The organism is Actinomadura xylanilytica (genome assembly GCF_030283145.1).
Classification (GTDB): Bacteria; Actinomycetota; Actinomycetes; order Streptosporangiales; family Streptosporangiaceae; genus Spirillospora; species Spirillospora xylanilytica.
The window spans coordinates 278,609-301,732 of sequence record NZ_JASNWE010000005.1 but is presented as its reverse complement, the minus strand read 5'-3'; the positions used below and the strand labels follow the sequence as shown (position 1 = coordinate 301,732).

20 protein-coding genes are annotated in these 23,124 nt (G+C 73.9%); 10 read left to right on the top strand and 10 right to left on the bottom strand.

All coding sequences use genetic code 11. The features are described 5' to 3' along the window. The first annotated feature begins 63 nt into the window (after nucleotides 1–63). Together QP090_RS31185 and QP090_RS31180 are read left to right on the top strand one after the other, a co-directional pair. Nucleotides 64–2,904 (top strand): hypothetical protein, encoded by a 2,841-nt coding sequence (locus tag QP090_RS31185; RefSeq protein ID WP_285943171.1) that lies wholly within the window; start codon nucleotides 64–66, stop codon nucleotides 2,902–2,904. A gap of 157 nt (nucleotides 2,905–3,061) precedes the next feature. Next, complete coding sequence (locus QP090_RS31180; protein WP_285943169.1) at nucleotides 3,062–4,234, top strand: helix-turn-helix transcriptional regulator; 1,173 nt, start codon at nucleotides 3,062–3,064, stop codon at nucleotides 4,232–4,234. A gap of 292 nt (nucleotides 4,235–4,526) precedes the next feature. On the opposite strand, the gene QP090_RS31175 is transcribed toward QP090_RS31180, so the two are convergent. Together QP090_RS31175 and QP090_RS31170 are read right to left on the bottom strand one after the other, a co-directional pair. Beyond that, nucleotides 4,527–4,898 carry a DoxX family protein gene (locus tag QP090_RS31175; RefSeq protein ID WP_285943168.1) on the bottom strand — a complete coding sequence of 124 codons (372 nt, stop codon included), beginning with the start codon at nucleotides 4,896–4,898 and terminating at the stop codon, nucleotides 4,527–4,529. A 317-nt stretch (nucleotides 4,899–5,215) separates the two neighbouring features. Continuing rightward, nucleotides 5,216–5,884, bottom strand: a complete 669-nt coding sequence (locus QP090_RS31170; protein ID WP_285943166.1) for an SAM-dependent methyltransferase — start codon at nucleotides 5,882–5,884, stop codon at nucleotides 5,216–5,218. A gap of 64 nt (nucleotides 5,885–5,948) precedes the next feature. Between QP090_RS31170 and QP090_RS31165 the strand changes: the two genes are divergently transcribed. Continuing rightward, entirely contained in the window at nucleotides 5,949–6,605 is a 657-nt protein-coding gene (locus QP090_RS31165) for a TetR/AcrR family transcriptional regulator (RefSeq protein ID WP_285943164.1), read from the top strand. A 442-nt stretch (nucleotides 6,606–7,047) separates the two neighbouring features. On the opposite strand, the gene QP090_RS31160 is transcribed toward QP090_RS31165, so the two are convergent. The 3 genes from QP090_RS31160 to QP090_RS31150 form a co-directional block, all read right to left on the bottom strand. Then, the gene (locus tag QP090_RS31160; RefSeq protein ID WP_285943163.1) at nucleotides 7,048–7,251 is read right to left on the bottom strand and encodes a DUF3040 domain-containing protein; all 204 of its coding nucleotides are present in this window, start codon (nucleotides 7,249–7,251) and stop codon (nucleotides 7,048–7,050) included. 56 nt (nucleotides 7,252–7,307) lie between these two features. Next, entirely contained in the window at nucleotides 7,308–8,900 is a 1,593-nt protein-coding gene (locus tag QP090_RS31155; RefSeq protein WP_285943161.1) for a glycoside hydrolase family 10-like protein, read from the bottom strand. Between the two features lie 97 nt (nucleotides 8,901–8,997). Beyond that, entirely contained in the window at nucleotides 8,998–10,200 is a 1,203-nt protein-coding gene (locus QP090_RS31150) for an erythromycin esterase family protein (protein ID WP_285943159.1), read from the bottom strand. A gap of 58 nt (nucleotides 10,201–10,258) precedes the next feature. Here QP090_RS31150 and QP090_RS31145 point away from each other — a divergent pair, with 58 nt between their 5' ends. After that, nucleotides 10,259–10,996: a TioE family transcriptional regulator gene (locus tag QP090_RS31145; protein WP_285943157.1), complete on the top strand. Its 738-nt coding sequence runs from the start codon at nucleotides 10,259–10,261 to the stop codon at nucleotides 10,994–10,996. 111 nt (nucleotides 10,997–11,107) lie between these two features. On the opposite strand, the gene QP090_RS31140 is transcribed toward QP090_RS31145, so the two are convergent. After that, entirely contained in the window at nucleotides 11,108–12,010 is a 903-nt protein-coding gene (locus tag QP090_RS31140; RefSeq protein ID WP_285943155.1) for an SDR family NAD(P)-dependent oxidoreductase, read from the bottom strand. Between the two features lie 64 nt (nucleotides 12,011–12,074). Between QP090_RS31140 and QP090_RS31135 the strand changes: the two genes are divergently transcribed. Together QP090_RS31135 and QP090_RS31130 are read left to right on the top strand one after the other, a co-directional pair. Continuing rightward, nucleotides 12,075–12,680 carry a TetR family transcriptional regulator gene (locus tag QP090_RS31135; RefSeq protein ID WP_285943154.1) on the top strand — a complete coding sequence of 202 codons (606 nt, stop codon included), beginning with the start codon at nucleotides 12,075–12,077 and terminating at the stop codon, nucleotides 12,678–12,680. A gap of 131 nt (nucleotides 12,681–12,811) precedes the next feature. Continuing rightward, nucleotides 12,812–13,612 (top strand): inositol monophosphatase family protein, encoded by an 801-nt coding sequence (locus QP090_RS31130; RefSeq protein WP_285943152.1) that lies wholly within the window; start codon nucleotides 12,812–12,814, stop codon nucleotides 13,610–13,612. A 96-nt stretch (nucleotides 13,613–13,708) separates the two neighbouring features. On the opposite strand, the gene QP090_RS31125 is transcribed toward QP090_RS31130, so the two are convergent. Continuing rightward, nucleotides 13,709–14,563 (bottom strand): NAD(P)H-dependent oxidoreductase, encoded by an 855-nt coding sequence (locus QP090_RS31125; RefSeq protein ID WP_285943150.1) that lies wholly within the window; start codon nucleotides 14,561–14,563, stop codon nucleotides 13,709–13,711. A 72-nt stretch (nucleotides 14,564–14,635) separates the two neighbouring features. Between QP090_RS31125 and QP090_RS31120 the strand changes: the two genes are divergently transcribed. Beyond that, nucleotides 14,636–15,619 (top strand): GlxA family transcriptional regulator, encoded by a 984-nt coding sequence (locus tag QP090_RS31120; RefSeq protein ID WP_285943148.1) that lies wholly within the window; start codon nucleotides 14,636–14,638, stop codon nucleotides 15,617–15,619. Nucleotides 15,620–15,712: 93 nt separating this feature from the next. Here QP090_RS31120 and QP090_RS31115 read toward each other — a convergent pair whose 3' ends face one another. Next, nucleotides 15,713–16,258 (bottom strand): GNAT family N-acetyltransferase, encoded by a 546-nt coding sequence (locus QP090_RS31115; protein WP_285943146.1) that lies wholly within the window; start codon nucleotides 16,256–16,258, stop codon nucleotides 15,713–15,715. A 34-nt stretch (nucleotides 16,259–16,292) separates the two neighbouring features. Continuing rightward, nucleotides 16,293–17,657 (bottom strand): MFS transporter, encoded by a 1,365-nt coding sequence (locus QP090_RS31110; RefSeq protein ID WP_285943828.1) that lies wholly within the window; start codon nucleotides 17,655–17,657, stop codon nucleotides 16,293–16,295. A gap of 360 nt (nucleotides 17,658–18,017) precedes the next feature. On the opposite strand from QP090_RS31110, the gene QP090_RS31105 reads away from it, so the two are divergent. The 3 genes from QP090_RS31105 to QP090_RS31095 all read left to right on the top strand — a co-directional run bounded on the left by QP090_RS31105 (nucleotide 18,018) and on the right by QP090_RS31095 (nucleotide 21,311). After that, the gene (locus tag QP090_RS31105) at nucleotides 18,018–19,466 is read left to right on the top strand and encodes an MFS transporter (RefSeq protein WP_432763092.1); all 1,449 of its coding nucleotides are present in this window, start codon (nucleotides 18,018–18,020) and stop codon (nucleotides 19,464–19,466) included. Nucleotides 19,467–19,571: 105 nt separating this feature from the next. After that, nucleotides 19,572–20,225 carry a class I SAM-dependent methyltransferase gene (locus QP090_RS31100; protein ID WP_285943143.1) on the top strand — a complete coding sequence of 218 codons (654 nt, stop codon included), beginning with the start codon at nucleotides 19,572–19,574 and terminating at the stop codon, nucleotides 20,223–20,225. A 153-nt stretch (nucleotides 20,226–20,378) separates the two neighbouring features. Continuing rightward, complete coding sequence (locus QP090_RS31095) at nucleotides 20,379–21,311, top strand: NAD-dependent epimerase/dehydratase family protein (protein ID WP_285943141.1); 933 nt, start codon at nucleotides 20,379–20,381, stop codon at nucleotides 21,309–21,311. 504 nt (nucleotides 21,312–21,815) lie between these two features. Here QP090_RS31095 and QP090_RS31090 read toward each other — a convergent pair. Then, a complete protein-coding gene (locus QP090_RS31090) occupies nucleotides 21,816–22,748 on the bottom strand; it encodes an RNA polymerase sigma-70 factor (protein ID WP_285943140.1) in 933 nt (310 codons plus the stop codon). Between the last annotated feature and the right edge of the window lie 376 nt (nucleotides 22,749–23,124).

The following is a 23,124-nucleotide window of genomic DNA, read 5'->3' as shown; positions in this document are numbered from 1 at the left end:
CGGTCGATGCCGGAGATCGCGTGGATGGCGGTCGATCCACGCGAGACCACTACTATTCGCCGAGTGAGCTGGCAGGCGGCCGGGGCGGGACCCGGCGGAAGCGGAGCCGGAGCGGGCGCGGACGCGGGTGCGGACCTGTTCGCGGCGGTCGAGACCAACGTGCGGGATCTGGTCGCCGCGCCCTGGTGGGCGGCTGCGGCACCGCAGCAGCGCGCCGAGCAGATCGCCGCGCGGATGCTGTGGGGCGCCGGCGAGTGGTGGCTGTTCGGCGCCTGGGGCCGCTGGTACCGGTGCGGCCTGGACGGGACCTGGCACCCCTGCCCCCCGCCCGCGGACCCCGGCGACCGCCGCGCCGTCGTCCCCGCCCCGCCCGGCGCCGCGACCCCGCGCGTCCCCCCGCAGCTGTTCCCGACCGGCCCCGACCTGGCCGCGGGACGGATGGCCTCGCCCGGCTTCCTCGGCCCGGTGCCCGACACCGCCGTGGTCGCCGGGATCTCCCAGGCCCTCACCACCGCGCTGGCGGTCGACCCGGCGCAGTTCGCCCAGCGCGACCCGATGTTCCAGCCCGGCACCCCCAGCACCGTCGCCGCCGCCTGGGGCGCGCTGCTGTGGTGCGCGGGCGCGCCGGTCGCGCTGACCGAGCACCCGCTGATCGAGTCGTTCGTGCCGTTCCTGACCACCTCGGCCGAGCGGCTCCACTGGATGATGCCGCCCGACTTCGGCACACTGGCCGGCTACTACATTCACCGGCTCGGCGCCGGCGACATCGGCGGCGCCGCGCACATCGCCCGGGTGATGTACGAGGTCGCCTCCGGCCTCCAGGGCGACCCGCGGTTCCGGCCCGGAGCCGACGCGCTGGCCGCGGTGACCGGCGCGTCCCTGCGGATGGCGCAGCAGGACATGGCCACGGTCCGGTACGGGCCCGAGGCGATCCTCCAGGAGTGGCGGCGCCGCTGCCCCGCCGAGTTCGCCACGCCGATGGTCCGCGACACCGCCCCCGGCGAGTACCTGCGGCTGGCGCTGTACGACCTCCAGCAGATCGTGGCGGGGCTGACCGGCCCGCGGCATCCGGCCGGCGGGCGCGGGCACGACGAGGTGCGCCGTGCCGGGATCGCGGTGCTCGCCGCCGACCTCCAGGCCGCGCCCAACGCGCTGGCCGCGCTCGCGCCCTGGCTCGACCCCGACAGCGCCCGGACGCTCCAAGCGGTGCTGACCGATCCGGCGCATCCGCTGCGGTCGCTGTGGCCGCGCGACGGGCGGCTGCCCGACGCGCTGCGCAGCGATGACCCCGACGCGCTGGCGGCGTTGCTGGCCACGACCTACACCCTCGGGCTGACCTGGTGCCGGCTGGCGCAGGTGCCGCCGCCCGCGACCGGGTTCGCGGTGCCGCAGGCGGTCGCGGCCGAGCTGACCTCCCCGGCGATGCACAGCCCACCCTCCACCGACGAGCTGAGCGCCTGGGACATCATCAAGGCGGCCCGCGCGCACCTGGCCTCCGAGCGGCAGGCGCAGGGCGGCGACCAGCCGGTCGCACCGGCGCCCGAACCGGCCGGGGAGCCGCCGGGCCCGCCGCCCGCGGTCGCGCCGATCGGGCCGCCGTCCGCGCCGATCGGCCCGGTCGGCGCCCCCGGCCCCATGCCCGACGCGCCCGGCCCCGGCCCGGGTCCGCTGGGTGCGGTGTCGCCGGTGCCGCCGCCCGCGCCGCTCGATCCGTTCGGGCCCCGTGCCGAGTCCGCCCCCTCCCCTGCCGCCGAGGAGGTCGGGCCGCGGCCCGACCCGTTCGCCGCCGACGTCCCGCCGCCGAGGATCCCGCCCCCTCCCCCGCCGCCCGCTCCGGCCGAGGCGCCGCCTTCCCCCGCGCCGTTCTCCGCGCCGCCGGGGCATCCGCCCGCACCGCCGATGCCGCCCGCCGCGCCCGCGCCCGCGGTGTTGGAGTGGCCGGCCGAGCCGTCCGCGACGCAGTTCGACCCGGATCCGCGCGGCCGGGATCCGCACGCCACGCAGCTCGACCCGGGTCGGGAGCGGCAGGTGGGGCTGCCGCCGCCGCCCGCTCCGGTGCCCGAGCCGCCGCCGCCGATGCCGCCCGCGCCCGCTCCCGAGCACGGCGCGCAGATCGCCGAGGTCCGCGGGGTCCGGTTCCTGTGCGGCGCCGACGACATCGGGCGCGTCGTGACCGAGGTGCGGCGGCGCGGGAAGTGGTCGCAGCGGCTGCGCGGGCAGGAGGCGACGAGCGCGTCGGTTCCGGCGCTGCTGCTCATCGGCGCGCCGTCCAGCGGGCAGCGGCGGCTGGCGCGGATGGTCGCCGGTGCACTGGCCGAGGTGGAGGTCTCCAGCGGCGAGGTCCGCAGCGTGCACGCCGAGGACCTGCGCGACCTCGGCCCCGCGGGGCTGCGGGCGGCGCTGGAGGAGCACGCGGGGCACACCCTGCTGCTGGACGGGCTCGACGCGCTGATCCTGGACGAGCCGCAGGGCGCGGCCTACACCTCGGTCCTGTACCGGGCCCGCCTGGAGAACGTCAGCGACACCACGCTGCTGGCGACGTGCGAGCCGGACCGGGTCGGCGAGCTGTCGGCGGCGTCGCCGGAGCTGATGACCGACCTGCGGGCCGTCCGGCTGCCCGACTTCGGCGACGGCGGGGCGCGCGCCGCGCTGCTGTCGCTGCTGGCCGGGGAGCGGCGGATGCGGGTGGGGCCGGACGCCTGGGAGGTGGTGCGCGGTGATCTCGGCGCGCTGCGGGGGCGGGGCCGGGTGACCGGCGCCCGGCTCGTCGAGGCGTACCTGGACCGGGCCGCGACGCGGCGGCTGGGCCGGGCCGAGGGGACGCAGGCGCTCGGCAGCGCGTCGTCGCTGACGCTGTCGCGGGCCGATTTCGAAGGCGTGGCCGGGGAGCTGTCCGCGCCCTGACCTCGCCTGGCCTCACCTCGCCGGGACACGTCCGGGGAAGCGGCCGAGGCGGGTGCCTGGGACGGGTCTGGTGGCGGCCGGGTGAGGGTCTTGTGGCGGTCGCGGTGGATCCCGGCGGGGGCCGCATAATGTCGGCGGCGCGGGTCACGATGGTGGGGTGGACCGTGAAGACCGGTTGCTGGCCCTGGTCGCCGAGTTCCGCGCGGCCTCGCCCGAGCCGCTGGGGCCGCGGGTGCTGGCGGGGCGGCTCGGGGTGAGCGAGCGGACCGTGCGCCGCGATGTGGAGCTGCTGGTCCATGGGGGCCTGCCGGTGCGGCCCGGGCGGGGGCGCGGCTATGTGCTGGCGCCCGGTCCGGCTCCTGCGGCGTTGTCCGAGGCGGCGTCGCTGGTGGGGCCGGTCCGCGACACGCTCGCCGAGGCGGTGCGTTCCCGCCGGGTGGTGCGGCTGGCCTACACGGGCCGGTCGGGTGGCCGGACGTTCCGTGACGTGGAGGCGCACGGGCTGGTCATCGCCCCGTACGCGGAGTACCTGGTGGGGTGGTGCCGGTTGCGTGACGCGGCGCGGATGTTCCGGCTCGACCGGATCGGCGCGGCGTTCCTGTCGGGGCGGGGCGCGGGGCCGCGCGATCTCGACGAGCTGCTGGCGGCGCTGCGGGTGCCGTTGCCGCGTCCGCCGTCGGACGCGGCGCCGCCGGGGCCGCGCAGGCCGGGTGGGCCGTCCGGGGCGGGGGGCGCGGCGGGGGCGGTGCGGGCTCGCGCGTGGACGCTGGACCGGGTGGAGTCGGTGCGGGGGCGGCTGGGCGGGGTGGTGGCGGAGGCGCGCGCCGGGCCGGAGGGCGCGGCGGCGCTGCGGGGGGTGCTGGGGCATCTGGCGGAGTGGTCGCGCTGGCAGGTCGCGGCGGTGCGGGCGGCGGCGACGGGTGAGGATCCGGTGCTGGAGGGGCGGCGGCCGGTGTTCCCGCCGGGGTTCGGCGGGGATCTGCCGTACGCGGTGCGGGAGCGGATGATCCAGGACGCGATGGCGGTGCGTTCCCTGGGTGAGGTGGCGTGTGATCTGCGGGAGGTGCTGGAGGGGGCGGCGCATTGGGCGGCGGGCTGCGACGAGGTGCTGTGGGAGGGGCCGCTGCCCGATCCGCGTCCGTTCGGCCCGCCGGGGCCGCCGCGTCCGCTGGCCGATCTGCTGGCGGGGTGGCGGGGGCCGCTGGCGCATGTGGAGTGGCATCTGGACCGGCTGGCCGACGACCGTCCGCGTCCCCCGGACGGCGCCGTCGAGGGCGCCGGTGAGGACGAGGAGGTGTGGGTCGTCGACCGCTGCCCGTTGCAGGTGTGACGGCGCCCGGGCTTCTCAGATCAGCCCGCCCCGTTGCCGCTCCCGTAGACGCGGCTGTTGATGCCGTGCAGGACGCGGGAGAACCACACGGTCTTGCCGGTGCCGGTGCCGTCGTGGTCGGGGTGGGCGCCGAAGTCGGTGGCGAGGGCGTCGACGAGGAGGCCGCGGCCGGCTTCGGCTCTGGTGGAGCACTCAAGGCGATGTGGCCGGTCGTCGGCGGTGCGGCTTTGTACCGGCGGGCTCAGTGATGAGCAGGCGCGGCGTCGGTGTGGTCGGCAGGGCAGCGGGGCTTCTATAGCGTGTGGGGGCCGAAGCGCCCCCAGGCGATGACTGCCGCTGCGATCAGCAGTACCGCGTTGAGCGCGATCGCTGTGGACTCTTTGCGTCGCAAGTGGGTGAGCGCGGCCAGCGCCATCAGCAGAGCCAGGCCAGTGGCTGCCAGGGGGGTGAGGATCGGGACGAGGCCGGTGGCGGCGGGCAGGATGAGTCCGAGCGCGCCGACCAGTTCGGCGAGCCCGATGAATCGGACGGCGTGGGTGGAGAAGTCGACCGTCCAGGGCAGCTTGGGTTCGAGCTTGTCCTTGGGCTGGGTCAAGGTCATCACGCCCGCGGCGCCGAACAGCGCTGCGAGTGCCGCTTGCAGAATCCACAGCAGCAGGTTCATGTCTGGGTTTCCTCATCGTTCAGGGGGTTCAGGGAGGCGGGAACACCGGATGGTGGCGTTCGGGGGAGCTGGAGCCGGTCGCCGGCCCTGTGTGGGCGCGGCTTGACGACTGCGGGCCATGAATCGCCGTGCCCGTCTGCGCTCAGGGCTGGCCGCTGATGTCGGCCCGGTGGTGCAGCCGCACTGGGGTGTAGGTCGCGACTCAACCTGTAGCCGTTGTCTTGCGAGCCGACGCAGCGCGCGTGATGCCGACCGGTGTCCGCCCGCAACTACGGCGAGCTCGTGGCCTCGGGAGAACACCGGCCGGCTGATGCTTCCTAGGCGCTGCGGCGCAGCGTGAACCAGGAGGTCGGCACCGAGTTGGTGCCCGGTGTGACGTCGAGTAGTTCCCAGCCGGGGAACCTGGCGCAGAGCTCGTCGGCTGTGACGCCCGCCGCCCACGACGTGACCTCGGGCTTCGGATTGCCGAGCGGCTCGGGGCCGTACCCGAACATCAGCAACCGTGCTCCGGGAGCGGTGCGGTGGGTGAGCCCGGCGGCGTAGGCGTCGCGGCGGTGCAGCGGGACCCCGCAGTAGCAGCTCAGGTCGAAGAACAGGTCGAAGGGGCCCGGCACGTCCAGCTCGTCGAGGCGGGTGGCGTCCCCGTGCAGCAGCCGTACCTCCACTCCCGCCGCCGCAGCCTTCTCCCTGGCCTGGTCGACAGCTCGGTCGATCAGGTCGACGGCCGTCACCTCCCAGCCGTGCCGTGCGAGGTAGGTGGCGTTGGTCCCCGTGCCGCAGCCGAGTTCCAGGGCGCGGCCGGGCGGCAGCGCGCCGTGCCCCTCTACCAGGGCGACCAGCTCGGGCGGCGTCACGCCGGTGTCCCACGGTGGCTTGCCGGTGCGGTAGTAGCCCTCCAGTGCGCGGTGGACGGACTCCTCCTCAGGGTCTCGCTGCGTTGAGGCCAGGTCCGGTTCCGGCTTCTGGGTGGCGTTGGGCTGGTCCATCGTCGTCTCCTCCAAGAATCTAGAGTTGAACTCTAGTGATGTGCTCTAGAGATATACTCGCAATATGGACAAAGTCAAGCGGCCGGACAAGCGGGCCGAGCGCTCACGCCGCACCCGTGAAAAGGTCGTCGAGGCGGCTCGCGAGCTGTTCGTCGCGCAGGGTTACGGGGCGACGAGCCTGCAGGAGGTCGCGGACCGGGCGGGCGTGGCCGTCCAGACGGTCTACTTCGTCTTCGGCAACAAGCGCACGCTGTTCAAGGACGTCGTCGACACGTCCATCGCCGGTGACGCCGAGCCGGTCGCCACCATGGATCGTGAGTGGTTCCGCGCCGCGTGCGCCGAGCCCACCGCAGCCGGGCAATTGCGCGCGCACGTCCACGGCACCAGCGAGATCCTGGGCCGGGTGGCCCCGATCATGCCGCTGATCGCGGCCGCCGCGGCCACCGATCCGCAGATCGCCGCGCAATGGCCCGACGGCCCCGACCTGCGCTACACCGTGCAGCACGCCGCGGCCCAGACGCTGGCCGGCAAGCCCGGAGCCCGCCCCGACGTCTCCGTCGAGACGGCCGCCGACCTGCTGTTCGGGCTGCTCAGCCCGCAGCTGTACCTGCTCTTCGTCCAGGACCGCAACTGGTCGCCGGAAGAGTGGGAAGAGTGGGCCTACGCCACTTTGACCGCCCAGCTCTGCACCGCCCCTGCGGCAGGAACGGGGCGCCCGTAGAACCACGGCCAGGACGACCATGCTCCAGAACCCCGTAATTCCTCGCCCGGCTCTGCCCTGCGTCCATCGGTGGTGAGGACGCTCCGGGGGCGGGGGTGGTGCACGGGTCCACACAATCCTCACTCCGAGGTCAGGTGACGCAGGACACGTGGGCCCGGGGGGAGGGTGCACCCCCTGGTTGCCGTTATGGTGGACGAGGTCGGTGTGGCATGTGTCCCCCGGGCTCTACACAACGCCTTCGAGGAATACCGTCGGGCCCTCGGTCCGGGCTGGAGCTTCGTTGTGCCTTTCGCCGTGAGGCGGCCTACCACACCGGCCGACGCGTCGAGGCCCCGGCGAGATCTGATCTCGCCGGGGCCTCGGCGTTCGCGTTGCCGGTGGGAGGGCGGGCACCGTGGAGGCGCCGTGCCGCCGTCCGGCGCCGTACGCGGCGCCCGCCCTCCTACGACATGACGATGACGACCGTGGCGACGGCGGCCGTCAGCACGCAGGCGCCGGCGACCGCCAGCGCCGTGATCAGGGCGATCCGGCGGCGGCGCCGGGGGGTGCCGAGTTCGGACAGCCGATGGGCCAGCCGCGGGTCGTTCTCGCTGAGGTGGACCTCGATCTGGGTGAGGATCTGCTGCTCCTCCATCGACAGCGCCATGCTCATACCTCCGGGGGGCGTTCCAGTGCCTGGTTCCTCCCCCGGCTTCAAGATCATTATCCCCGGGGGGCGGTAACCGTTGCGCCGCGTCCGGGGGCGCTCTCGTGGTGCAGCCGGTCCAGTGCGGTGACGTAGTAGGTGTAGGTGCGGCCGGGCCGGGCGGACGGGTCGACGATGCCGCCGCCGCGGACGGCGGCGACGAGGCGGGCCGGGTCGACGGCGGCGCACGCGGGGGCTTTGCCGTCGACGCGGTAGACGCCGTAGGCAGTGGCGTCGCCGGCGGGCCGCCACTGGACCTGGACGCCCTTGGCGCCGCCGGCGGCGGGTCCGGCGCGCAGGCCGCGGGCCGGTGCGGGGGCCTGCCCGCCGCGTCCCTGCACCACGGGCGGGATCGCGGGGCGGGGGTAGTGGTCGTCGCGGAGCCGCTGGGCGAAGCCGCGGCGGTTGGAGGCCAGGTCGGCGGCGGAGAAGTAGACGTCGCCGCGGACGGCGGGGTGGCGCCGGTTGAGGTCGAGGTGGCGTCCCAGCTCGGCGGGCTTCTTCCAGGTGGCGTCCTCGCCGACGCGGTAGGCGGCCTGGCCGATGCTGAGCTGGACGCGGGTGCCGGCGACCTGGCGGGACCACCAGTCGACGAGGGTGGCGTAGTCGGCGCGGGCGTCGCCGACCGCCCAGTACAGCTGGGGGGTGACGTAGTCGATCCAGCCCTGCTTGATCCATTTGAGGGTGTCGGCGTACTGGGCGTCGTAGCTCTCCAGGGCCTTGGTGGCCGAGCCCTTGGGGTCGGTGGCCTTGTTGCGCCACACGCCGAAGGGGCTGATCCCGAACCGCATCCAGGGTTTGGCGCGGTGGATCTGCTCGGAGAGGGTCCGTACGAGGGTGTCGACGTTCTGCCGGCGCCAGTCGGCCTTGTCCATGCCGCGGCCGTGGGCCTTGTAGGTGGCCTTGTCGGGGTAGTCGGCGGCGCCCTCGGGATAGGGGTAGAAGTAGTCGTCGAAGTGGACGGCGTCGATGTCGTACTTGCCGACCACGTCCATGACGGCCTTGGCGGCCAGGTCGCGGACCTGGGGCAGGCCGGGGTCGTACCACAGGCCGGTCCCGTACTTGCGGACCCAGTCGGGGTGCTTGCGGGCGGGGCTGCCGGGCGCGAGCTTGCCGAGGTCGGACTGGCGGCTGACGCGGTAGGGGTTGAACCAGGCGTGGAACTCCAGGTTGCGGGCGTGGGCCTCCTTGAGCATGAAGCCGAGGACGTCGTAGCCGGGGTCCTTGCCCTGCTTCCCGGTGATCCACTGGGACCACGGTTCGTGCGGGGAGGGGTAGAACGCGTCGGAGTTGGGGCGGATCTGCACGAAGACCGCGTTGAGGTTCATCGCCTGGGCGGTGTCCAGGAGTTTGCGGAATCCGGCCTGCTGCCGCTCCTTGGAGGGGCTCTTGGGCCAGTCGATGCCGGCGACGGTGGCGATCCACATGCCGCGCAGTTCCCGTGAGCGCGAGTCGCCGGGCGCGGCGACGGCGGCGCATTCGGCGCGGGCGCCGCCCGGCGCGGCGGCCGGTTCGCCGCCGTGCCCGTCTCCGCCGCCGCAGGCGGCCAGCACCGCCGCAGACGTCGCCGCCGCCAGCACTCGGATTACCGTCCCCGCTCGCCATGCCATAGCGGCCCATTGTTACGTACGTGTTGTGGTGCTACGTACCGAACGCCGATGCCGGTGGCCGGGCCGGGCCGCTGCTGAGGGGCTCGATTGGGGAGGGTCAGTTCTGCGGGACGTCCTTGACGAACACGATGCCGTCGCTGTCGGCCAGGTGGGCCGGGTCGAACGAGGCGTAGCCGAACCAGGGGGATACGCGATGCGCGGGCTGGCTGTCGCCGAGCGCGATGACGAGCCGGGGGGCGTCGATGAGGCAGCGGTCCTGCGGGAGCGCGTACAGGAGTCCTTCGAGGGTGCCGGGCGGCGGGGTGTCCACTCCCCGGTGCCGGATCGTGCCGAGGGCGGTGGCCACGAAGGCGTAGTCCCGGCCCAGGTGCGCGTGCACGATCGCGCCGGCGCTCCACCACTCCAGCGGCATCCCGCCCAGCCGCATGGAGCTCTTCTCCCGCTGGAGGTGGAAGTTGTGGGCGTGGACGAATGCCGGGCCCCGCTCGGCGACGGCGAGGAGGTTGTGGGCCATCATCTGGCCCCGCACGCCGAGCAGCCGGGTCATGCGTGCCGGTGAGGTGTCGGCCATCCAGTGGTGGTAGCGCAGCAGGCCGGTGGCGGTCCGCCCGTACAGGCGGGCCCGGTCCCACTCGCCCCGCGAGGCCGCCGTGATCAGGTGCGGGGTCTGCGCGTCGAGCAGCGCCACCAGGTCGTCGGCGAGCAGCCGCAGGCGGCCGGCCTCGGCCGACTGCCCCACGGACCGGGACGGGTCCATCATCACGGCGGGGTCGGTCCACCGGTCGTCGGCGCCGATCAGACGGTCGAGTGTTTCCGCGGTGCAGGGGAGCAGGTCCGCGTCCACGTGGGCCGCGAGGTGGCCGTGGAGTGCGGTGAGGGCCTGCCGGGGGCTGGCGGCGCCGGTGATCTCCAGCGGGCCGTCGAAACCGGCGAAGCGGACCTGCTCGGACGCGGGCCGGCCGTCGTTGTGGGCGCGCATCCAGCGGACGAGCTCGCGGTTGGCCGCGGAGGCGCCGAAGCCGTGGCTGAATCCGTGCTCCATGACCTCCTCGAGGGTGCCCGTGCCCGAGGTGACGTAGTCGTCCACGACCAGGCCCATCATGCAGTCGCTCTCGATCGTGATCGTCTGGTGGCCCTCCTGCTCGACGAGCTGCCGGAAGAGCTCGTTGCGCAGCTCGAGCAGGGTGTCCTCGCCGTGGGTGGGTTCGCCCAGGGCCAGCAGCCGTGGCCGGGCCGGGAGCAGCCTCATGACGGCGGCGGCCTCGACGGCATGGGCGGTGTCGGTGATGTCGGGTGCCATGCCTTCAACGGTATCGTTGAACCTTCGGTTGAAACTTTTCCGCGACATTGGCAGGCCTATGAGGCAGAACCTTCAAAACGGTGTGCGGCTCAGGCCGGTGGATCTGGCGCGCGGGCACGGTCTGTCCACGCAGGCGGTCAGGAATTACGAGGAGGCCGGCGTCCTTCCGGCCGCCGGCCGCACACCCCACGGCTACCGCATCTACACCTCGCTGCACGCGGGGGCCCTGGACGCGTTCCTCGCCCTGGTGCCCGGCCACGGCCACCAGGCGGCGACGTCGATCATGCGGGCCGTGAACCAGGGCGCGCTCGAGGAGGCGTTCGGCCTCATCGACGAGGGCCACGCCCAGCTCCTCGACGACCGGCGGACCCTCCAGGCGGTGGAGGGCGCCCTGCGCGACCTGGGGCCGGCCGCGATACCCGGACCCGGACCCGGACCCGGACCCGGGTCCGGCGGGACGTTCATCGGGCCGCTGGCGGGCAGGCTCGGGATCCGGCCCGCGACGCTGCGCAAGTGGGAGCGCGCCGGGCTGGTGAGCCCGCGCCGCGACCCGCGGACGGGGTACCGCGTCTACGGCGAGGCCGACGTGCGGGACGCCCTGCTGGCCCACCAGCTCAGGCGGGGCGGCTACCTGCTGGAGCAGATCGCCCCGCTGATCGCCCAGGTGCGGGCGGCCGGCGGGCTGGAGCCGCTGGAGGCCGCCCTGCGGGACTGGCGCGGCCGGCTGTCGGCCCGCGGGCGGGCGCTGCTGGCCGGGGCCGCCGAGCTGGAGGGCTACCTGCGCGAGCGCGGGTGAGTTCCGTCTGAGCTCGCGTCCGGCCGGGGGCCTGCCGGCCGGACACGTCCGTCGGGCCGATGACGTTTGGGTGGACGGTGGTCAGGGGGCCGGCGGTCAGGGGGCCGGCGGTCAGGGGGCGGTGACGCCGCTGAGCCGTGCGCACAGGTCCCCCACCGCGCGGGTGTTGCGCTCGTCCAGGACGGTGGCGGGCCAGGGGGTGCGGCGTGAGTGGGCGTTGTAGTAGGCGCCGGTGACGCCGTCCAGGTCGGGGCTTGAGGCCAGGTGGAGGCTGGACCGGGCGGGTTTGGCGAGGTCGCTGAGCAGGAGCGGGCCGAGGAGCCGGATCAGGGGGGCCAGGGGCCGGTAGGCGTAGGGGAACGCGCGGATCGGCAGGGCCTGGTTGCCGGGGGTGTGGGCGTGCCCGGGGTAGGCGACGTTGACGGTGACGCCGGTGTCCTCCAGGCGGGCGGCGAGGTGGCGGCTCATCGCCATGACGGCGGTCTTGGCGTGGTTGTACTGGGAGAACCTCCAGCCGAGGTAGGCCTTCTCGCCCTGGAGGTTGGCGGGGTCCAGGGCGCCGCCGGGGATGCCGCCGGTGAGGTTGACCACGCGGGCGTCGCCGGCGGCGCGCAGGGCGGGCAGCAGCAGGCAGGTCAGGGTGTAGGGGGCCAGGACGTTGGCGGCGAAGGTCTGCTCCACGCCGTCGGGGGTGAGGGTCCGGGCGGGGGTCATCCCGCCGGCGTTGTTGATCAGGATGTGCAGGCGGGGGTGCCGCTGGGTGATCTCGGCGGCCAGGCGGCGCAGGTCGGCGCGGCGGGTGAGGTCGGCGGTGTGCGCGGTGATCTCGGCGCCGCCGCGGGCGAGCTCGGCGGCGGCGGCGTCCGCGCGGCGGCGGTCGCGGCCGACCAGGACCACCCGGGCGCCGAGGGCGGCGAGCCCGCGCGCGGTCTCCTTGCCGATGCCGCCGGTGCTTCCGGTCACCAGGGCCGTCCTGCCTCGCAGGGTCATCGGGGCCTCCCGTGGTTCGCTCATCCCGGCACTATATGACACCGAGTGCCATCTTTGACACCTGGTGCCGTCTCGGTAGCCTGGGCGCATGGCGCATGGGGACGGGACGGGCGGGGCGGGGCTGCGGGAGCGGACGCGGCGCGCGGTGCGGGCCGAGCTGGCCGGGGTGGCGGTGGCGATGTTCGCCGAGCGGGGGTTCGAGGAGACGACGGTGGAGGACATCGCCGCAGCGGCAGGGCTGTCCAAGCGGACCTTCTTCCGGTACTTCCCGGCCAAGGAGGACGTGGTGTTCGGCGACGTGGAGGAGGTCGCCGCGCGGATCGCCGAGGCCGTCGGGGCCCGTCCGGCCGGGGAGCCGGCGTGGACGTGCCTGCACGTGGTGCTACGCGAGTGGGAGGGCCGGGTGCACGCCGCGCAGCGCGAGCTGGCGGGGCTGCGGCTGATCGAGTCGACCCCGGCGCTGCGGGCCCGGCTGCACCACAAGCGCGACGAGATGCGGACCCTGATCGCGCGGGCGCTGCGCGAGCGGCCGGGCGCGGAACTGGACGCCTTCACCGCCGACCTGCTGACGGGCGCCGCGGCGGCGGCGCTGGACGCGGCGGGCCGCGAGTGGCTGCGTTCGGACGGCGCCGCCGACCGCGCCGGTCTCCTCGACCGCGCGTTCGCCGCCCTCGCCCCGCCCGCCGCCGGCTAGACCCCGCCGGTGCGGCCCACCCCGCGGCGGTCCCGCGCACCGGGCGCGTGCCGCGCCCCGGCCGCCGCTCCCCCGTTCGCCGCGATGATCCCGGGCGCCGGACGCGGCGGCGGTTCTGGTTTACTCCCCCGGTGGACGCTTCACTTGCCGGTACCGAGGACGTGCCCGATCTGCTGGTCAGGGCCGGAGAGCTGGCGCTCGAATGGTTCCGCGCCGATCCGGCGCGGCTGGGCGAGCTCGACAAGGGCGGGCCGGGCGGCTACGACCCGGTGACCGAGGCCGACCGGGCAGTGGAGGGGCTGCTGCGGGCCGAGCTGTCGGCGCGGTTCCCGGGCGACCGCGTGGTCGGCGAGGAGGCGGGCGCGAGCGGCCCGGGCACCAGCGGTCGGACGTGGCTGATCGACCCGGTCGACGGGACCAAGGCGTTCGTCAGCGGGGTGCCGCTGTGGGGGGTGCTGCTCGGCCTGTCGGTCGGCGGCGAGCCCGTCGCGGGCTGGCTGCGCCAGCCGTACCTGCGCGAGACGTTCAGCGCGGTCGGCGGGACGGGCCTGTTCGAGGGGCCGGGGCTACGGTCGGCCCTGCGGACGCGGCCGACGACCTCGCTCGGCGACGCGGTCATGTACAGCACCCATCCCGGGATGTTCGGGACGCCCGCCGAGCGGGCGGCGTTCGAGAAGGTCGCCGGCGCGGTGCGGCTCCAACGGTTCGGCGGCGACTGCTACTCCTACGGGCTGCTCGCACTCGGGCAGCTGGACCTGGTGGTGGAGGCGAGCCTGGAGCCCTACGACGTCGGCGCGCTGATCCCGATCGTGCGCGCGGCGGGCGGGGTGATCACCGGGCTGGACGGGACGGCGCCGACCGGCGGCGGCTTCGTCGTCGCGGCGGCGACGGCGGAGCTGCACGCCGAGGTCCTGGACCTGATCGGCCACTGAACCGCCCGCCGCCCTCGCATCCGCCGCGCCCGCACCCGTCCTCCCGGCTGCCGCCCTCGCCTCGGTACTCATGCCCGTCCGCACGCCCCCGGGGGGTCAGGCAGAGTCCTCGCGGAGGTGGACGCCGAGGCCGGCGCGCCCGGGGGCCAGGTCCGGGCGCAGCACCAGGTCGCCGTCGAAGTCGCCGCCGTGCTCGGGCCGGTAGGGCAGGGCCGCGTCGTCCGGGAGGCCGCGGAGCCGGTCGCGGAGCGCGGCGACGGCCTCGTCGTGGCCGTCCGCGGTGATCCGGTCGGCGCCGAAGACCGTCAAGGGCGGCAGCGCGGCGACACCGGTGTACCACAGGACGCCGTGCAGCAGGGGGAACAGGACCTCGGCGGCGTCGCCGTGCACGCCGCGGGGCCCGAAGGCGCTCGCGCGGGCGCCGATGGTGGTGATCACCAGGGCGCGCTTGCCGCCCAGGCCGCCCTCTCCGTAGCGGCGGACGCGCCCGTCGGGTGCGGTGAGCCCGAACGCGAACCCCTGGACCAGGACGCGGTCGAACCAGCCCTTGAGGATCGCCGGGACCCCGGCCCACCACAGCGGGAACTGGAACACGAGCACGTCGGCCCAGGCGATCTTCTCCTGCTCGGCGCGGACGTCCTCGGGGAGGGTGCCGGCGGCGTGGGCGCGCTCGGACTCCGCGCCGACGATCAGCCGTTCCCGGGGGGCGAGGCCGTAGTCGGCGGCGCTGACCAGAGGGTTCCAGTTCATCGCGTACAGGTCCGACTCGCGGACCTCGTGGCCGAGTTCCTTGAGGGTGTGCAGCCCCTCGTCGCGCAGCGCGCCGTTCAGCGAGCGCGCTTCGGGGTGCGCCAGGACCCACAGGACCTTCAGGCTCGGGCTCCCGGCGCCGCCGATCACCCCCGTGATGGTGTCGCCGGTGCTGGTGGCCGTGGTGGCGTGGGTGCTCATGGGTGTCATCATGCGCGGCCGGCGCGGGCGGCCACGAGTGGCCGGTCGGCCATCATGTGAAAGGATCGGGCCATGAGCGCTCCGGAGTGCCACCGGGTGGCGGTGCTGGTGCGGCCGGGCGTGCTGCCCCTGGAACTCGGGATCGCCCACCAGCTCTTCGGGAACGCCTCGAGCGCGGCCGGCGACCCGCTGTACGAGATCGTGACGTGCGCGCCGGAGCCGGGAACGGTCCGCACCGGCGCCGACTTCACCGTCGAGGTCGAGCGGGGCCTGGAGGAGCTGGAACGGGCCGGGACGGTGATCGTCCTGGCCTCGCACGAGGAGGACGAGGCGCACGCCGGGTGGGGCGCGGCGGCGCGGGCGCTGGCGGAGCTGCGGCCGGGCCCCCGGATCGCCTCGATCTGCACGGGGGCGTTCGTGCTGGCGGCGGCGGGCCTGCTGGAGGGACGGCGCGCGACCACGCACTGGCTGTCGGCCGATCTGTTCCGGGAGCGGTTCCCGGGGGTGCGGCTGGACCCGGACGTCCTCTACACCGACGAGGGCCTGGTGCTGACCTCGGCCGGGGAGGCGGCGGGCATCGACCTGTGCCTGCACATGATCCGCGGTGATCACGGTGCGGCGGTGGCGAACGGGGTGGCGCGCCGCACCGTGGTCCCGCCGCACCGCGAGGGCGGCCAGGCGCAGTTCGTCCCGCGGCCGGTGCCCGAGGCGGGGGCGTCCTGGACGGGCACCGCGCGGGCCTGGGCGCTGGAGCACCTGGACCGCCCGCTGACGCTGCGGGACCTGGCCGGGCGCGAGTCGATGAGCGTGCGGACCTTCACCCGCCGGTTCCGGGAGGAGACGGGCGAGTCGGCGTCGCGGTGGCTGGCCCGGCAGCGGGTGGAGCGGGCCCGGCAGCTGCTGGAGGAGACCGACCTCCCAATCGACCGGGTGGCCGAGAAGGCGGGTTTCGGGACGGGCGCGTCGCTGCGCCAGCATCTGCGCGCGGTGCTCGGGGTGTCGCCCGGCGCCTACCGGGCGACGTTCCGCGGAGTGCGGGGCGGTCCGGGGACCTGACCCCGCCCACCGCCGCCCGGCCCGCCCGACCCGGACCGCTCCTCACACCGCGACCCGCATGCCCCTCACCTCAGCCCGGTCACCTCGGCCCGGTCATCTGGACTCGCCGCGCAGGATGCTGTAGATCACCGCATCGCGCCAGCGGCCGTCGCGGAAGTTCCAGTTGCGCAGGACGCCCTCGCGGGTGAACCCGGCCCTCTCCAGCGCCCGCCGCTCGGCGATGTTGGCCGCGTCGGTCTCGGCCTGCACCCGCGCGACCTGGGTGTGGGCGAACAGGTACCGGGCCAGGAGCCGTTGCGCCTGGGTGCCGGCGCCCTGGCCGCGCGCGGAGGGCAGCAGCGCGATGCCGATGCTCCAGCAGTACGAGCTGCGGGAGGTGCCGATCCTGCGGTACGCGACGAACCCGAGGCGCTCGCCGCCGCACACCACCATGAGCCGTCCGCCGTCCTGCCCGGCCAGGCCGTCGCGTTCCCAGCGGTGTCGCAGCAGGAACACCGCCGCGTCGGCGACCTCCCACGCGGTGCCCTGCCGGCGCATCGGGATCGCACGGACGGCCCGGTCGCGGCCCGCGTTCCCGGCCGACGCGGCCCGTCCCATCACGGTGTCGATCAGGCCGGGCGCCACCACGTTGGCGCGCACGCTTCGGCTCCCGCCACCAGGCCCCAGTCGATCCTCACCGGGGAGCGGCCGCCGGCGCGCTTCGGCCGCCCGCCCCTTCTCCAGCGGGCCGCCGCGGGCCGCCGGAACGCGAGGGCAGCAGCACGACGATGAGCACGGCGCCGAGCGCTACGCACACCGCGCCCGCCACGAGCCCGCCCGAGTAGCCCATGACGGTCAGCGCGGCCACCCCGACGGCGCCGCCGATCTGCTGGACGGAGGTGAACAGGGCCGAGCCGAGACCGGCGTCCTCCTCGGTGGTGCCCTCGACCGCGGCCGCGGCTATGACGGGCAGGCTCAGCCCGTTGCCCACGCTCAGCACGAGCATGCCGGGCAGGACGTGGGCGGCGTAGGAGTCGCCCGCCGCCACGCCGGACAGCAGCAGCAGGCCGGCGATGTTGACCAGGAACGCCAGCAGGAGCGCCTGGCGCGTCCCGATTTTGAGGGAGATGCGGGAGGACAGCCACATGCCCGCCAGGATGCCGGCGCCATAGGGCAGGTAGGCGATGCCGGCCAGGAGCGGGCTGTATCCCAGAGCGGTCTGCACCTGGATCATCAATAGGAACGACATCGCGTACATGGCCATCGAGAACAGCAGGGTCGCGCCGTTGGCGACCGCCCGCGTCCGCGAGGCCAGGAACGCCCTGGGCACCAGCGGTGCCACCGCCCGCGACTCGGCCACCAGGAACGCCACCACCAAGGCGGCCGACAGCACGACGGCGCCGATCGCGACCGGATCGCTCCAGCCGGTCCCGCCGGCACGCAGCAACCCGTACACCAGCGACACCGCGGCACCGGTGACCAGGACCGCGCCGGGAACGTCGAGGTGGCGCCGGCCTGGGGCGCGGGACTCGGGGACCAGCCGGGGAAGCAGCGCCAGGGCCACGGCGACGATGGGCAGGTTGATCAGGAAGATCCCGCGCCAGGACACCAGGTCGGTCAGCACCCCGGACAGCACCAGGCCCGAGGTCCCGCCCAGGGCCGCGATGCCACCCCAGACGCCCAGCGCCCTGGTCCGCTCCTCCGGCCCCGGGTACAGCAACGTGATCATCGACATCGCCGCCGGGCCGGCCATCGCGGAACCGGCGCCCTGCACGAACCGCCCGATCACGAGCTGCCACGGCTCCTGCGCGACCCCGCAGGCCAGGCTGGCCACCCCGAACAGCGCCACACCGATGAGGAAAACGCGGCGGCGGCCCAGCACGTCCGCCAGCCGGCCGCACAGCAGCAGCAGCCCGCCGAAGGCCAGGAAGTAGGCGTTGACGACCCAGGGCAGCCCGGACGTGCTGAAGCCCAGCTCATCACGGATGCTGGGCAGGGCCACGTTCACGACGGTGTCATCGAGCACGAGCATGAATTGGACAAGACACAACACGAACATCGGCATCGGACGACGCTATGATTCGCCGCATTTGGCCACAATCCGCGACGAGGCCAGACCATAGCGCATAGAGGACATGGACGCGATCATCGTCCGCGCTCGCCGGAGGGGCCGTCGTCCTGACATTGGCCGGAGCGGGCGCCGCCGTCGCGACCACCGCCGTGGGCGGCGTCTACCAGGCCGTCCGGCCTGAACCGGCGGAAACGGCCCGTGGCGCCACCGCGAGCCCCAGCCCGCCGCGCAGATGATGGCGAGGACGGCGACCGCGGCACAGGTCTACGGCCCGCCAACAAACAGGCCGACGGCACCGCATAAATCAATGGGAAATTCATTTTGTAGCACAATAATTGTCGTATAACAATGGCCGTGAGCCTTTCTGTCGAGTCTCCACGCACGCTGTCGCCGCGCGGACGGACCGTCGTGCTGGTGACCTGCTTCCTGAGCGTGATCGTGGCGGGGCTGGACACGACGATCGCCAATGTGGCGCTGCCCTCGATCCAGAAGGCACTGCACGCGCCGGTCAGTGGCCTGCAGTGGGTGGTCGACGCCTACACGCTGGTCATCGCATGCCTGTTGATGTTCGCGGGTTCGGTGGCCGACCGGTTCGGCCGGCGCCGGGTGTTCCAGGTCGGGCTGGGATTCTTCTCGCTCGGTTCCCTGCTGTGCGGCCTCGCGCCCTCCCTGGGTGCCCTGGTCGCCTTCCGCGCGCTCCAGGCGGTGGGCGGCGCGATGCTGAACCCGGTCGCGATGTCGATCATCGCCACCACCTTCACCGACCCGAAGGAGCGCGCTCGCGCGGTGGGCGCATGGGGAGCGGTGGCGGGTCTGAGCGGGGCCGGCGGCCCCGTGCTCGGCGGCCTGCTGGTCAGCGGCCTCGGATGGCGGTCCATCTTCTGGGTCAACGTGCCGCTCGGCGCCCTGGCCATCTACCTGACCCAGAGGTTCGTCCCCGAGTCCAGGGCGGCGCGCGGCAAGCGGTTCGACCCCCTCGGCCAGCTGCTCGTCGTCACCTTCCTCGGCCCGGTCACCGCCGCCGTCATCGAAGGGCCCCGGCACGGCTGGAGCTCACCGTTCATCATCGCGCTGTTCGTCCTGGCCGCCGTCTCGCTGTCCGGGCTGGTCGTGACCGAGTCCCGGCGCGCCGAACCACTGGTGGACATCCGGTTCTTCCGCAGTCCGGCGTTCTCGGGGGCGGCGATCATCGCGCTGGTCGCCTTGATGACCCTGGGCGGGTTCTTGTTCCTCAACACCCTCTACCTGCAAGACGTCCGCGGCTACAGCGCGCTGCACGCGGGCCTGCTCACCATCCCGATGGCCGCCGCACTGGCGGCATGCGCGATGATCTCGGGGCGCATCGTGGCCGCCCGGGGCCCCAGGCCGGCGCTCGTGCTGGCCGGGCTGCTGCTGGCGGCGGGAACCGGCCTGCTCGTCGGGGCCGGACGCGAGACCGGGGCCTGGTACCTCGTGCTCGCCTATCTGCTGTTCGGTGCCGGCTTCGGCCTGGTCGGCACCCCGATGACCACCACCGCCCTGTCAGGGATGCCACGCGACCAGGCCGGGGTCGCCGGAGCGATCGCCTCGACATGCCGCCAGACCGGCGGCGCGATCGGTGTGGCGGTGTGCGGTGCGATCGTCGCGGGCGGCTCGACCGGGTTCGTCGCGTCCAGCCGTACCGCCTGGGCCGTTCTGGCCGGCTGCGGCATCGCGACCGCGCTGCTCGGCCTGATCTCGACCGGGCGCTGGGCCCGCGCCCAGGCCGAACGCAGCGGCCGGCAGCTGAGCACGCACGCCATGGAGACGCCCCGATGACACGGAAAGTCACGCCCACGCCAGCCACGACGGTTCACCAGCGCGGATTCTCGTCGACCCCGTTTACTGGTAGGCCGTACATCGACCCACCGAAGGGGTACGACGATGACCTCGCGCCGCCATCCGCTGTTCGCCCGCGCCTACTCCCGTATGAGCCCGCGGTTGGAGCGCGGCCTTGTCCCGCACCGCGCCACTCTGCTGGCCGGTCTGGCCGGTGACGTCATCGAGGTCGGCGCGGGCCCGGGAGCCACCTTCGGCCACTACCCGGCCCAGGTCACCAGTGTGCTGGCCGTCGAGCCCGAAGCGCGCCTGCGGCGGCTCGCCCGGGCCGCCGCCACCCGGGCCTCCATGCCGATCGAGGTCGTCGACGGGTTCGCCGACCGGCTCCCCGCCGCCGATGCCTCCCGTGACGCGGCCGTCGTCTCGCTGGTGCTGTGCACGGTGCCCGACCCCGCCGCCGCCCTCGCCGAGATCTTCAGAGTGGTCAGACCCGGCGGGCAGTTGCGGTTCTTCGAGCACGTCCGCGCCGACACCCCCACCCGCCAACGGCTCCAACGCCTCGCCGACGCCACTCTCTGGCCGCTGTTCGGCGGCGGCTGCCACACCAGCCGCGACACCGCCGCCGCCATCCGGGACGCCGGATTCACCCTTACCCGCCTGGACCGGCTCGGCCACGCCGACACCGGCCTGCCGTTCCCCGCCGCTCCTCAGATCCTCGGCACCGCCACCCGCCCCCGAGCCTCTGCCACGACCGCCTGAAATACGGCTGGACGGAGGGCTCGGTCCCACCGGAGATGCCGTCGGCCTCCCGGCCGTTGACGGGGAGCTGGGCATCGTCGCTGGTGAGGAGCGTCCCGGATCGGGGTAGCCGGATGGTGTGGACGGACGGGCTCTGATCGGGAGGTGTTGGTCATGCGAGTGTTCGTGGCGGGTGGGACCGGGGTGCTGGGGCGGCGGCTGGTACCGCGGCTCGTGGAGGGTGGCCACCAGGTGACGGCTTCGACGACGGGCGCGGCCAAGCTGAGGCTGCTGGAGCGGCTGGGCGCGGAGGGCGTCGTGATGGACGGGCTGGATGCGGCGTCGGTCGGTGAGGCGGTGGAGGCCGCCCGGCCGGACGTGATCGTGCACCAGATGACCGCGATCTCGGTGGCGCACGCCGGTGAACCCGATATGAAGCACATGGATCGGTGGTTCGCCGGCACCAACCGGCTGCGCACCGAGGGGACCGACCACCTGCTGGCCGCCGGCGAGGCGACCGGCGTCCCCCATTTCGTCGCCCAGGGCTACGCCGCCTGGAACGGCATCCGCGAGGGCGGCCGGGTGAAGACCGAGCAGGACCCGGTGGACCCGATGACCGGAACAGCGGCGGAGCCCGCGATGGCGGCGATCCGCCACGTCGAGGACGCGGTCGTCAGGGCCGGCGGCGCGGTCCTGCGCTACGGCTGGTTCTACGGGCCGGGCGCCACCGACGGCCTGGTCGAGCCGGTGCGCAAGCGGCGGTTCCCGATCGTCGGGGGCGGCGTCGGCTACTGCTCGTGGGTGCATCTGGACGATGCTGCGAGCGCCACCGTGCTGGCTGTGGAGCAGCGGGCGAGGGGCGTGTTCGACATCGTCGACGACGAACCGGCCCCGGCCGTCGAGTGGCTGCCCTATCTGGCCGAGTGCGCGGGGGCGAAGCGGCCGATGCGTGTCCCCGCCTGGCTGGCCCGGCCGCTGGCGGGGGAAGTGGCGGTGACGATGATGACCGAGGGGCGCGGCTTCTCCAACGCCAAGGCCAAGCGGGAGCTCGGCTGGGAGCTTCGCTTCCCGTCCTGGCGCCAGGGTTTCAGGGAAGAGCTGGCGTGACCCGTTGGCGCGGCCGGCCGTCCCGCCCCACGTCGTGGCCGGCCAGGCGGCCAACGGGGTGCCGTTGGCCGCCTGGCCGGTTCCACTTCCCTGAACGGTCCGTCAGCCGCAGTGCATCCAAGGGCTGGTGTAGCTCGTATTGTTGTGGTATCCGAAGAAGCGCACGCACCTGACGCGGTCTTAATCGTCACCACGCAGTTATATGTGCCATTGTAGAGCAGGTAGACCCTGGTGCCGGAGAGCGGCGCCTGCTCCTGCACGTAGTAGCCGCTCCCGCAGATGGACTCGGGAGTATACGCCGCAGCCTTGGTGGTTACGTTGCTGCCGGGCTCCGCCGCTTGGGCAGTACCGATACCGCCTAGCAGCACGGTTGCACCGAGCATGCCGAGGGCGGCGGTGTTCCTCGTCCGCGCGCAGCGCTTGACTCTTTCCGCGTCCTCTCGCGCCAACCGCTGAGAATCGCGTTGCGCAACTCGTTAGTACCTTCTGCGGGCCGTTTCGGCCTCAGCGGGTCACGGTGGTCTCTCGTTCTATCCGCGACAGTTTCTCGGGGTTGCGCACGTGATAGAGGCCGGTGACGCGGCCATTCTCGACCCGTACCGCCAGTACGCCATCGAGCTCCCCGTCGAGTCGGACGAGCAGCGCCGGGCCGCCGTTGATCTGCACCGGTTCGACCGATATTCCGGTGCCGCGCTTGTACCAACCGGTGGCCAGCAGGCGAACCACCTTTGCGGCCCCCAGGATGGGCCGCGGCAGGGCGTGTTTGATGCCGCCGCCGTCGCTGAGGGCGACGACGTCCGGCGCGAGGATGTCGAGCAGGCTCTGTAGGTCGCCCGTTTCGATCGCCCGCTGGAACGCTTGGAGTGCGTCGCGGGTGTCGGCCGCGGAGACGGCCCCGCGGGGTCGGCGGGCGGCGACGTGCGCGCGTGCCCGGTGCGCGATCTGGCGGACGGCGGCGGGGGTCTTGTCGACCGCTTCGGCGATCTCGCCGTACTCCAGGTCGAACACCTCGCGCAGCACGAACACCGCCCGTTCGGTCGGCGTGAGCGTCTCCAGGACCAGCAGCATCGCCATCGAGACGCTCTCGGCCAACTCGACGTCGTCGGCCACGTCGGGCGCGGTCAGCAGCGGCTCGGGCAGCCACGGACCGACGTAGGACTCCTTGCGCCGGCGGAGTACACGCAGCCGGTCCAGCGCCTGCCGGGTGACGATCCGGACCAGGTAGGCACGCTGATCCCGGACGGTGTCCAGCTCGACGCCGACCCATCGCAGCCAGGTTTCCTGGAGGACGTCCTCGGCGTCGGCGGCCGAGCCGAGCATCTCGTAGGCCACGGTGAACAGCAGGTTGCGGTGGGCGACGAACGCCTCGGTGGCGGAGTCCACGCGGTCGGCACGATCGGGCGGCTCGTCCGTGGTTCGTTCGCGGTGCTCGCTCATGTCCGGCTCCTGCTGGTTCGCTCTCAGCCCTGCCACACGCACAAGACGCCGGTCCCCACCGCTTTGTGACACCTGCGATCAGTGGCCCGTATCACATGGCCGAGCTGTCACAAGGGGTCGGATCGCCCACGTCTGGTGTTCGTCAGGACACCGCGCGAACGATCCGGGCGGCGCACAGGCCGCATTCCGAGCGGTCCAAACATCGTTTGGCGATCGAGGAAAGGCACGGAGCATGAGCATCGGGAAGTTCGCAGTGGCAGGAGCGACCGGGCGGCTGGGACGCCACGTCGTGGACGTCCTCGCCGAACGGGGGTACCGGGTCGTTCCGATGCCGGGTACGCCGCCGGTGGCGGGCTCCTGCCCGACGCTCACGCCG

What these genes read in the sequence shown, in the direction of transcription:
- QP090_RS31175 (WP_285943168.1), bottom strand. Translation starts at nt 4,898, where the DNA reads ATGAACCTGCTGCTGTGGATTCTGCAAGCGGCACTCGCAGCGCTGTTC.
- QP090_RS31170 (WP_285943166.1), bottom strand. Translation starts at nt 5,884, where the DNA reads ATGGACCAGCCCAACGCCACCCAGAAGCCGGAACCGGACCTGGCCTCA.
- QP090_RS31165 (WP_285943164.1), top strand. Translation starts at nt 5,949, where the DNA reads ATGGACAAAGTCAAGCGGCCGGACAAGCGGGCCGAGCGCTCACGCCGC.
- QP090_RS31160 (WP_285943163.1), bottom strand. Translation starts at nt 7,251, where the DNA reads ATGGCGCTGTCGATGGAGGAGCAGCAGATCCTCACCCAGATCGAGGTC.
- QP090_RS31155 (WP_285943161.1), bottom strand. Translation starts at nt 8,900, where the DNA reads ATGGCATGGCGAGCGGGGACGGTAATCCGAGTGCTGGCGGCGGCGACG.
- QP090_RS31150 (WP_285943159.1), bottom strand. Translation starts at nt 10,200, where the DNA reads ATGGCACCCGACATCACCGACACCGCCCATGCCGTCGAGGCCGCCGCC.
- QP090_RS31145 (WP_285943157.1), top strand. Translation starts at nt 10,259, where the DNA reads ATGAGGCAGAACCTTCAAAACGGTGTGCGGCTCAGGCCGGTGGATCTG.
- QP090_RS31140 (WP_285943155.1), bottom strand. Translation starts at nt 12,010, where the DNA reads ATGAGCGAACCACGGGAGGCCCCGATGACCCTGCGAGGCAGGACGGCC.
- QP090_RS31135 (WP_285943154.1), top strand. Translation starts at nt 12,075, where the DNA reads ATGGCGCATGGGGACGGGACGGGCGGGGCGGGGCTGCGGGAGCGGACG.
- QP090_RS31125 (WP_285943150.1), bottom strand. Translation starts at nt 14,563, where the DNA reads ATGAGCACCCACGCCACCACGGCCACCAGCACCGGCGACACCATCACG.
- QP090_RS31120 (WP_285943148.1), top strand. Translation starts at nt 14,636, where the DNA reads ATGAGCGCTCCGGAGTGCCACCGGGTGGCGGTGCTGGTGCGGCCGGGC.
- QP090_RS31110 (WP_285943828.1), bottom strand. Translation starts at nt 17,657, where the DNA reads ATGTTCGTGTTGTGTCTTGTCCAATTCATGCTCGTGCTCGATGACACC.
- QP090_RS31105 (WP_432763092.1), top strand. Translation starts at nt 18,018, where the DNA reads ATGGCCGTGAGCCTTTCTGTCGAGTCTCCACGCACGCTGTCGCCGCGC.
- QP090_RS31100 (WP_285943143.1), top strand. Translation starts at nt 19,572, where the DNA reads ATGACCTCGCGCCGCCATCCGCTGTTCGCCCGCGCCTACTCCCGTATG.
- QP090_RS31095 (WP_285943141.1), top strand. Translation starts at nt 20,379, where the DNA reads ATGCGAGTGTTCGTGGCGGGTGGGACCGGGGTGCTGGGGCGGCGGCTG.
- QP090_RS31090 (WP_285943140.1), bottom strand. Translation starts at nt 22,748, where the DNA reads ATGAGCGAGCACCGCGAACGAACCACGGACGAGCCGCCCGATCGTGCC.